At 76.6% G+C, this 10,044-nt stretch carries 1 protein-coding gene; it reads left to right on the top strand.

The genetic code is table 11. The annotated features are described in order from the left end of the window. Nucleotides 1-414: 414 nt before the first annotated feature. The gene (locus tag AC1Z4A_RS28090; protein WP_483682659.1) at nt 415-9,999 is read left to right on the top strand and encodes a type I polyketide synthase; all 9,585 of its coding nucleotides are present in this window, start codon (nt 415-417) and stop codon (nt 9,997-9,999) included. Nucleotides 10,000-10,044: the final 45 nt, after the last annotated feature.

Here is a 10,044-nt window from a genome sequence, read left to right on the forward strand (position 1 = left end):
CAAATACGGGCAGTTGCTCGAAGAGTCAGCCAGGGGGAGGGCTGCGATGTAGCCAGATCTCACGGGGGAATGCCACAGCTTCCGGGCATGCACGGAAGCCCGTACGGACGCCGACGGGCCCGTCCGGGCGTACACCTGCGCACGAGGTCCCGCAGCGGCGTCGTGGCCACGCAGGGCCGTCGCGCAGGGCCCGGTCGACTGCACGGCCGTTGCCCCCGAAACCACAGGATCTTCCGGACCGTTGACGTCCGGATCCCTCCCCGCCGCGCATGAGGACCGCCACCGGGCGGCCCGCGCCGGGCGAGCGGAGCAACCGAACTCTCCACGGCGAGCCGGCCCGTCCACGCCAGAGCGTGGAGCGGAACCGGTCACGAGCCGGAGATCCAGCACTTCTTCACGGGGGCCGTTCTCGCGATGGATGTCGCACGCAACCACGTCGCACGCAACCACTGTCCGCCGGCTGTTCCCCACGACAGCCGCGCCATAGCCGTCGTCGGCCTGTCCTGCCGCTTTCCCGGAGCACCCGGACCGGAGGAGTTCTGGCATCTGCTGCGGGAGGGGCGGGATGCGATCTCCGGACCGCCCGCCGGACGGGAGGGCATCGCCCCGCGCGGCGGATTCCTGGACCGGGTGGACGGCTTCGACGCCGCCTTCTTCGGCATCTCGCCGCGCGAGGCCGAACTCATGGACCCGCAGCAGCGCCTGGCGCTCGAACTGAGCTGGGAAGCGCTCGAGCAGGCCCGCATCGTCCCCGGCGCACTGCGCGGCAGCCGCACCGGGGTGTTCCTCGGCGCCATCGCCGACGACTACGCCAAGCTGGCGAACGACCTCGCCGCCGACGCCGTCACCGCCCATGCGATCACCGGCCTGCACCGCGGCATCATCGCCAACCGCGTCTCCTACGCCCTCGGGCTGCACGGTCCGAGCCTCGTGGTGGACTCGGCCCAGTCCTCCTCGCTCGTCGCGGTGCAACTGGCCTGCGAGAGCCTGCGCCGCGGCGAGGCGGACGTCGCCCTGGCCGGCGGCGTCAATCTCAACCTCGACCCGCGCGGCACCCACGCCCTGGAGCGGTTCGGCAGCCTCTCCCCGGAAGGCCGCTGCTTCACCTTCGACCACCGGGCCGACGGCTATGTGCGGGGCGAGGGCGGCGGGGTCGTCGTGCTCAAGCCGCTCGCCAGGGCACTGGCCGACGGCGACACCGTCCACTGCGTCATCCGGGGCGGCGCGACCAACAGCGACGGCAGCAGCGACACCCTGCCGACCCCCAACGGCAGCGCCCAGGAAGAACTCCTCCGGCTGGCGTACGACGACGCGCGCACCGAGCGCCGTGCCGTGCAGTACGTCGAACTGCACGGCACCGGCACCCGGGTGGGCGACCCGATCGAGGCCGCGTCGCTCGGCGCAGTCCTCGGCGCGGCCCGCTCCGCGGGGACGCCCCTGTCCGTCGGCTCGGTGAAGACGAACATCGGGCACCTCGAAGGCGCCGCCGGCATCGCCGGGCTGATCAAGACCGTGCTGTGCATCAGGCACCGGGAGCTGGTGCCCAGCCTGAACTTCGAGGCCCCGCCCGCCGACATCCCGCTGGACGGCCTCGGCCTCTCCGTCCGCACCGCGGCGGGCTCCTGGCCCCACCCCGGCGAGCCCCTGGTCGCGGGCGTCAGCTCGTTCGGCATGGGCGGCACCAACTGCCACCTGGTGCTGGCGGAACAGGACGCGACCGATGCCGCGCCGAGCCCGGACCGCCCGGCACCCGAAGCCCTCCTGGCACCGGCCGCCGTACCGGAAGAGACACATCCCTGGGTGCTGTCCGCCCGCAGCGCCGCCGCGCTGCGGGACCAGGCCGCCGGGCTGCACGCCCGGCTCCGCGCGGACACCGGCACCCCGCTCGCCTCCGTCGGCCGCTCCCTCGCGCTCACCCGCTCCGTCTTCGAGCACCGGGCGGTCCTCCTCGCCGACGACCGGGACACCCTGCTGACCGGGCTGGCCGCGCTCGCCGGGGGCGAGCCCGCGGCCGCCGCGACCGAAGGCGTGCACACCGGTGCGCCGGCCCGGGTGGCCTTCGTCTACCCCGGCCAGGGCTCGCAGTGGCCGGGCATGGCGGCCGCCCTGCTGGAGACCTCCCCGGTCTTCGCCCGCCGCATCGACGACTGCGACGCCGCCCTGCGGCCGTACCTGGACTGGTCGTTACGGGACGTCCTGGGCGGCGCGCCCGGCGCTCCCGCCCTCGACCGCGACGAGGTGATCCAGCCCGTGCTCTGGGCGGTGATGGTCTCCCTCACCGAGATGTGGCGCGCGGCCGGAGTGGAGCCCGCCGCGGTCGTCGGCCACTCCCAGGGCGAGATCGCGGCGGCCACCGCCACCGGCGCCCTCTCCCTGGCCGACGGGGCGCGCGTGGTGGCGCTGCGCGCCCGGCTGCTCGCCCGGATCGCCGGCCGCGGCGGCATGCTGTCCGTCGCCGCCTCCGCCGAGCAGGTCTCCCGCGACCTCGCCGGGCACTTCCCGACGCTGTCCGTCGCGGCCGTCAACGGCCCCGGGGCCACCGTCGTCGCCGGGGACGGCCCGGCACTCGACGCCCTGGCCGCGCACTACGGCGACGCGGTGCGCACCCGGCGGCTCCCGATCGACTACGCCTCGCACAGCGCCCATGTGGAGGCGCTGCTCGAGGAGTTGCACAGCACGCTGGCCGGTATCCGGCCCCGCGCCACCGAGGTGCCGTTCCACTCGACGGTCACCGGGGACCGCATCGACACCGACGGGCTGGACGCGGGCTACTGGTGCCGCAATCTGCGCTCCACCGTCCTGTTCGGGCCCGCGGTCGAGCGGATGCTGGCGGCCGGCTGCACCGCGTTCGTCGAGATCAGCCCGCACCCGGTGCTCACCGGCGGGATCCAGCAGGCCGTCGACGCGCACGAGGGTCAGGCAGCCGCCCTGGGCACGCTGCGCCGCAACGACGGCGGCGCCCGGCGCTTCCTGTACGCGCTCGGCGAGGCGTTCACCCACGGAGTGCCCGTGGACTGGGCTCGGGTGCTGCCCGGCTCGGCGCCCCTGGTCGACCTCCCCACCTACCCCTTCCAGCGCCGCTCGTTCTGGCTGGGCGGCACACCGCGGCCCACCGGCACGCCCCTCCCCGGCACCGCCGGGAGCAGCCCGGCCGCGCCGCCCCAGGCCGCCACCGGTCCGGACGCGGGGCACGAGGACGATCCGGCGGCCCGGCTGCGCGGCCGCCTCGCCGGGCTGACCGCGCCCGCCGCCGACAAGGCGGTGCTGGACCTGGTCCGAACCCAGGCCGCCGCGGTCCTCGGGCACGGATCGGCCGAGGAGATCCCCTCCGGCCTCACCTTCAGGGAGTTGGGTCTGGACTCGGCCCTGACGGTCGAGCTGTGCGGCCGCCTCAAGCGCGCCACCGGCATCGGCCTGACCCCTTCGGACCTCTACGACCACCCCAGCCCGACCGCGCTCGCCACGGCCCTGCGCTCCCGGCTGCAGGCCGGTGCCGCCGCTGCCGCCGCGCCCGCGGCAGCGCGCCCGGTGGAGCACGACCCGATCGCCGTGGTCGGCATGGCGTGCCGGTTCCCCGGCGGCGTGGACTCCCCGGAGGCGCTGTGGCGGCTCGCCGCCGACGGCACCGACGCGACCGGGGAGTTCCCCGCCGACCGCGGCTGGGACCTGTCCGGTCTCTACGACCCGGACCCCGACCGGCCCGGCACCAGCTATGTCCGGTCCGGCGGATTCCTGGACGGCGCGGGCGGGTTCGACGCCGAGTTCTTCGGGATCAGCCCGCGCGAGGCCCTGGCCATGGACCCTCAGCAGCGCCTGCTGCTGGAGACCGCCTGGGAGGCGGTCGAGCGGGCGGGCATCGACCCCGGCTCGCTGCGCGGCCGCGCCGGCGGCGTCTTCGTCGGCGCGATGCCCACGGACTACGGCCCCCGCCTGCACCGGGCCGGGCCCGGGGTGGCCGGCTTCGGCCTGACCGGCACCACGTCCAGCGTGATCTCCGGCCGGATCGCCTACGTACTGGGGCTCCAGGGGCCCGCCCTGACGATCGACACCGCCTGCTCCTCCTCCCTGGTCGCCCTGCACCAGGCCGCGCAGTCGCTGCGGCGCGGCGAGTGCTCGCTGGCGCTGGCCGGCGGGGCCACGGTGATGGCGACGCCCGGGATGTTCGTGGAGTTCAGCCGCCAGCGCGGGCTGGCGCCGGACGGCCGGTGCAAGCCGTTCTCCGCCCGGGCGGACGGCACGGCCTGGGCCGAGGGCGCGGGCATGCTCCTGCTGGAGCGGCTGTCGGACGCCCGCCGCAACGGCCGTACCGTGCTCGCGGTCCTGGCGGGCAGCGCCGTCAACAACGACGGCGCCTCCAACGGGCTGACCGCCCCCAGCGGCGCCGCCCAGCAGCGGGTCGTCCGGGCCGCGCTGGCCGCCGCCGGGCTCTCCCCGCACGAGGTGGACGCGGTGGAGGCGCACGGCACCGGCACCGTGCTCGGCGATCCGATCGAGGCGAACGCCCTGATCGCCGTCTACGGTCCGGGCCGCGACCCCGAACGGCCGCTGTGGCTGGGCTCGCTGAAGTCCAACATCGGCCACTCCCAGGCCGCGGCCGGTGTGGGCGGCGTCATCAAGACGGTCGAGGCGATGCGGCACGGCATCCTGCCCCGTACCCTCCACGCGGACGAGCCGTCCCCGCACGTGGACTGGAGCGCGGGCACGGTCGCGCTGCTGGACCGGGAGCGCCCCTGGCCGGACACCGGGCGGCCGCGCCGCGCCGCCGTCTCCTCCTTCGGCATCAGCGGCACCAACGCTCACGTCATCCTCGAGCAGCCGGAGCCGCACGACCGGGCACCGCAGCAGCCGGACGGCACCTCGCCGGACGCCGCGCGGGCCGTCCCCCTGGTCGTCACCGGCCGCACTCCGCAGGCGCTGCGCGCCCAGGCCGCCCGGCTGCGCGCACATCTCGCGGACCGGCCGGACCTCGGCATCCGGGACGTCGGACACGCGCTGGCCCGCACCCGCGCCGCCCTCGACCACCGCGCGGCGGTCGTCGCCGACGACCGCACCGGGCTGCTCGACGCGCTGACCGCGCTGGCCGACGGCGCCGAGCACGAGGCCGTCTCCACCGCGCTCGCCGACCCCGACCGCGGCACCGCCTTCCTGTTCACCGGCCAGGGCAGCCAGCGCCCGGGCATGGGCCGGGAGCTGTACGAGCGCTTCCCCGTCTTCGAGGCCGCGCTCGACGAGGTGTGGAAGCTGCTCGACGCGGAGCTGGACCGGCCGCTGCGGGAGATCGTCTTCGCCGACGCTGCTCCGGACGACGCTGCTCCGGACGGCACCGCTTCGGACGGCACGGCTCCGGACGACGCCCCGCTGGACCGCACCGCCTACACCCAGACCGCCCTGTTCGCCCTCGAAGTCGCGCTGTTCCGGCTCGTCGAGAGCTGGGGCGTCGAGCCCGACTACGTCCTCGGCCATTCGATCGGCGAGCTGGCCGCCGCCCACGTCAGCGGTGTGCTGTCGCTGCCCGACGCCTGCGCCCTGGTCGCCGCCCGCGGCCGGCTGATGCAGGCGCTGCCGGCCGGGGGCGCGATGCTCGCCGTCCAGGCGGGCGAGGAGGAGGTCCTGCCGCTGCTGGCCGGGCGGGAGCACGAGCTGTCCGTCGCCGCCGTCAACGGCCCCCTGGCCGTGGTCGTCTCCGGCGAGGAGGCGGCCGTCGAGGAGATCCGCGCCGCCTTCGCAGAACAAGGCCGCGCCACCCACCGGCTGACGGTCAGTCACGCCTTCCACTCGCACCGCATGGACCCGATGCTGGCGGAGTTCGCCCGCGTCGCGGAGTCGGTGACGTACCGCGAGCCGCGGCTGCCGGTGGTCTCCACGGTGACCGGCGCCGAGATCCCCGCCGCGGAGCTGTGCGACCCGGCCTACTGGGTACGGCAGGTCCGCTGCCCGGTGCGCCTGGCCGACGGCGTGCGCCGGCTGTACGCGCACGGCGTGCGGAACTTCGTCGAACTCGGCCCCGACGCGGTGCTGTCGGCCATGGGCCGGGAGTGCCTGGACGACCCGGCCGCCGTCTTCGTGCCGCTGCTGCGCCGCGAGCGGTCCGAGGAGCGCACGCTCGTCACCGCGGTGGCGCGCCTGCACACCCTGGGCCGGCCCGTGGACTGGGCCCCGTACTTCGCCGGCGCCCGCCCGGTGGAGCTGCCGACGTACGCCTTCCAGCGGCACCGCTTCTGGCTGGAGGCCCCGGACGAGCAGGGCGGCGGCGCCGCGCGGCTGGGGCAGCGGGAGGCCGGGCACCCGCTGCTGGCCGCGGTCGTGGAGTCCGCCGGATCGGGCGAGGTGCTGCTCACCGGGCGGCTCTCGCTGCGCTCCCACCCGTGGCTGGCGGGTCACGTCATCGCCGGTTCCGTGCTGCTGCCGGGCACCGCGTTCGTGGAGCTGGCCCTGTGTGCCGGGGCCCGGACCGGCTGCCCGCAGGTGGCGGAACTGACCCTGTCCGCGCCGCTGGTGCTGCCCGCCGACGGCGAGGCCGAGGTGCAGCTGTCGGTGTCGGCCGCGGCGGACGACGGGCGGCGGAGCATGGTGGTCCACGCCCGCACGGCCGGTACGGACGAGCCGTGGACCCGGCACGCCGAGGGCGTCCTGGCCCCGGCCGCCGAGCAGCCCACGGCGGAGCCGGACGACCGAGGCGTGTGGCCCCCGTCCGGCGCCACGCCCCTGCCCCTGGACGGCCTCTACGAGGACCTGGCCGACGGCGGCTATGCGTACGGCCCGGCGTTCCAGGGCCTGCGGGCGGCCTGGCGCCTCGGCGAGGAGCTGTTCGCCGAGGTGGCGCTGGACGAGGAAACACGGGCCGACGCCCGCGAGTTCGGCGTGCACCCGGCTCTCCTGGACGCCTGCCTCCACACGGCCCTGCACCCGGGCGGCCCCCTCGGGGCCGGGGCCGGCGGGCGACAGCTGCTGCCGTTCGCCTGGCAGCAGGTGACGCTCCGCCGGACGGGCGCCGAGTCGGTACGGGTGCGGATCTCGCCCGCCGACGACGGCTCGTTCGCCCTGACCCTCACCGACCCGGAAGGGGCCGAGGTCGCCGCGGTCGGCTCGCTGGCCATGCTGCCGGTGCCCACGACCGCGGCGGGCACGGCCCCGGACGGACTCCACCACGTCGCATGGCGGCCGCTGCCGGACTCCGGCACCGACGCGGTGCCGACCGGGCGCACGGCCGTACTGGGCACCGCTCCGGACGCCCTGCTCCGGGCGCTGGGCGGCACGGTGCCCGTCCACGCGGACCTGGCGGGGCTGCTGGCCGCGCTCGACGCCGGACAGCCGCTGCCCGACCGGGTCCTGGCCGCCCTCCGGGCCGACGGTACGGACGGCGCCTCCGGCCGGCCCGAGGCGGTGCGCCGCGCCACCGGGGACGCGCTGGAACTCCTCCGCGGCTGGACGGCCGAGGAACGGCTGGCCGGCACGCCGCTGGTGCTCCTCACCGAAGGCGCGGTCGCGGCCTCCGCCCGGGTCCCCGGCACGGACCTGACCGACCTCGCCGGGGCCGCGGTGTGGGGGCTCGCCCGTACCGCGCAGACCGAGAACCCCGGCCGGGTGACCCTGGCGGACCTCGACGGCGAGGACGCCTCCTACCGGGCGCTGGCCCCGGCGCTGGACCGGGCCCGGGCGGCCGCCGAGCCGCAACTCGCCGTGCGCGGCGGCGCGGTGCTGGTCCCGCGGCTGGTGCGCGCCGCCGCGGGCGACGCGCTGGAGGTCCCGGCGGACGTCCCGGCGGGCGCCCCGGCCTGGCGGCTGGGCTTCACCGGCCGCGGCAGCCTGGACAAGCTCGCCCTGGTCCCGGCGCCCGAGGCGCTCGAGCCCCTGGCCGAGGGGCAGGTGCGGATCGCGGTGCACGCCGCAGGGGTCAACTTCCGTGACGTGCTCAACACGCTCGACCTGTATCCGGGCGACGCGGGCCTGATCGGCCTGGAGGGCGCCGGAGTCGTCACCGCGACGGGCCCCGGGGTCACCGGGCTCGCCCCCGGCGACCGGGTGATGGGGCTGTTCCCCGGCGCCTGCGGCCCGGTGGCCGTCGCCGACCACCGGAAGGTCACCCGGATCCCGCGCGGCTGGTCGTTCGCCCGGGCCGCCTCCGCCCCGATCGTCTTCCTCACCGCCCACCACGGCCTGGTGGAGCTGGCCGGGCTGCGGCCCGGGGAGAAGGTGCTGGTGCACGCCGCCGCGGGCGGCGTCGGCATGGCGGCCGTCCAGCTCGCCCACCACCTGGGGGCCGAGGTCTACGCGACCGCCGCCCCGGACAAGTGGGAGGCGGTACGGCGGCTCGGCGTGCCGGAGGAGCGCATCGCCTCCTCGCGGACCACGGAGTTCGCCGAGCGGTTCGCCGCCGCCACCGGCGGCCAGGGGATGGACGTCGTCCTGAACTCGCTGGTCGGCGAGTTCACCGACGCCTCGCTGCGGCTGCTGCCGCGCGGCGGCCGGTTCATCGAGATGGGCAAGGCCGACCTCCGCGACCCCGAGCAGATCGCCGCCGCCTTCCCGGGTGTCACCTACCGGTCCTTCGACCTGCTCCAGGAGCCGCCCGAGCGTATTGCCCAACTCCTCGCCGCGGTCACGGAACTGCTCACCGACGGTGCGCTGCAACCGCTGCCGCTCACCGTCCGCGACGTCCGCGAGGCACCGGACGCCTTCCGGTTCATCAGCCAGGCGCAGCACGTCGGCAAGGTCGTCCTGACCGTGCCCCAGCCGATCGACCCGGAGGGCACGGTGCTCGTCACCGGCGCCACCGGCGCCCTGGGCCGCACGGTCGCCAGGCACCTGGTGACCGCCCACGGTGCACGGCGGCTGCTGCTGGTCGGCCGACGGGGCGCGGACGCGCCCGGCGCGCGGGAGTTCGGCGCCGAGCTGGCCGCCCTGGGCGCCGAGGCCGCCTTCGCCGCCTGCGACGTCGCCGAGCGCGACGCGCTGGCCGCCGTACTGGCGACCGTGCCCGGGGAGCATCCGCTCACCGCGGTGCTGCACGCCGCGGGAGTGCTGGACGACGGCGTCGTCACCTCGCTGACCCCGGACCGGCTGGACGCGGTGCTGCGTCCCAAGGCGGACGCGGCCTGGCACCTCCACGAGCTGACCGCGGACCGCCCGCCGGCCCACTTCGTGCTCTTCTCCTCGGTGATGGGCACGCTCGGCGGCGCCGGACAGGGCAACTACGCCGCAGCCAACGTCTACTTGGAGGCGCTCGCCGCGCACCGCCGTGCACAGGGCCTGCCCGCCCTGGCCCTCGGCTGGGGGCTGTGGGACGACCCGGACGGCATGGGCGGGACCCTGTCGGACACCGACCTGGCCCGGATGGCCCGCTCGGGCACCGCACCGCTGCCCGCCGCGGACGGCCTGGCGCTCCTGGACGCGGCGCTGTCCTCACCGCGGCCCGTACTGGTGCCGACCCGGCTGGACCGGGCGGCCCTGCGCGCCCTGGGCGAGGACCTGCCCGCCGTCCTGCGTGCGGTGGCGCCCTCGGCCGGCGGCCCGCGGCGGTCCGCGGCGCCCGGCGGCGGCCCCGAGGCGCTGCGGCGCGAACTCGCGGGCCGCTCCGCCGAGGAGCGCCAGGAGGTCCTGTCCGCCCTGGTCCGTACGCACATGGCGGCGGTGCTCGGGCACTCCGTGCCCGACTCGCTGCAGGCCGGGCAGCCCTTCAAGGCCCTCGGGTTCGACTCGCTGACCTCCGTGGAACTGCGCAACCGGCTGAGCGCGGCCACCGGCCTGCGGCTGTCGCCCACCCTGCTGTTCAACATGCCGACGCCCGCCGCGCTCGTCGCCCACCTGGACGGGGAACTGGCACCCCCCGCCCCCGGGTCCGCGCCCGACGGGTCCGTGCCCGCAGAGGCCCCGCCCGCCGCGGCGGCGCACGGGCCGGAGGGCGCCGACGAGCTGGCGGCCAGGGTGGAAGCCGCCTCGGTCGAGGAACTGATCGATCTCATCAACAGCGAATTCCCCAGCGATCACCCGGCCGTCTGACGCCGCGGGCCGCCCCGGCGGGCGGCCCGCCTCCGGCTCGGGTAC

This window comes from Streptomyces sp. 17_S59 (assembly GCF_056930295.1).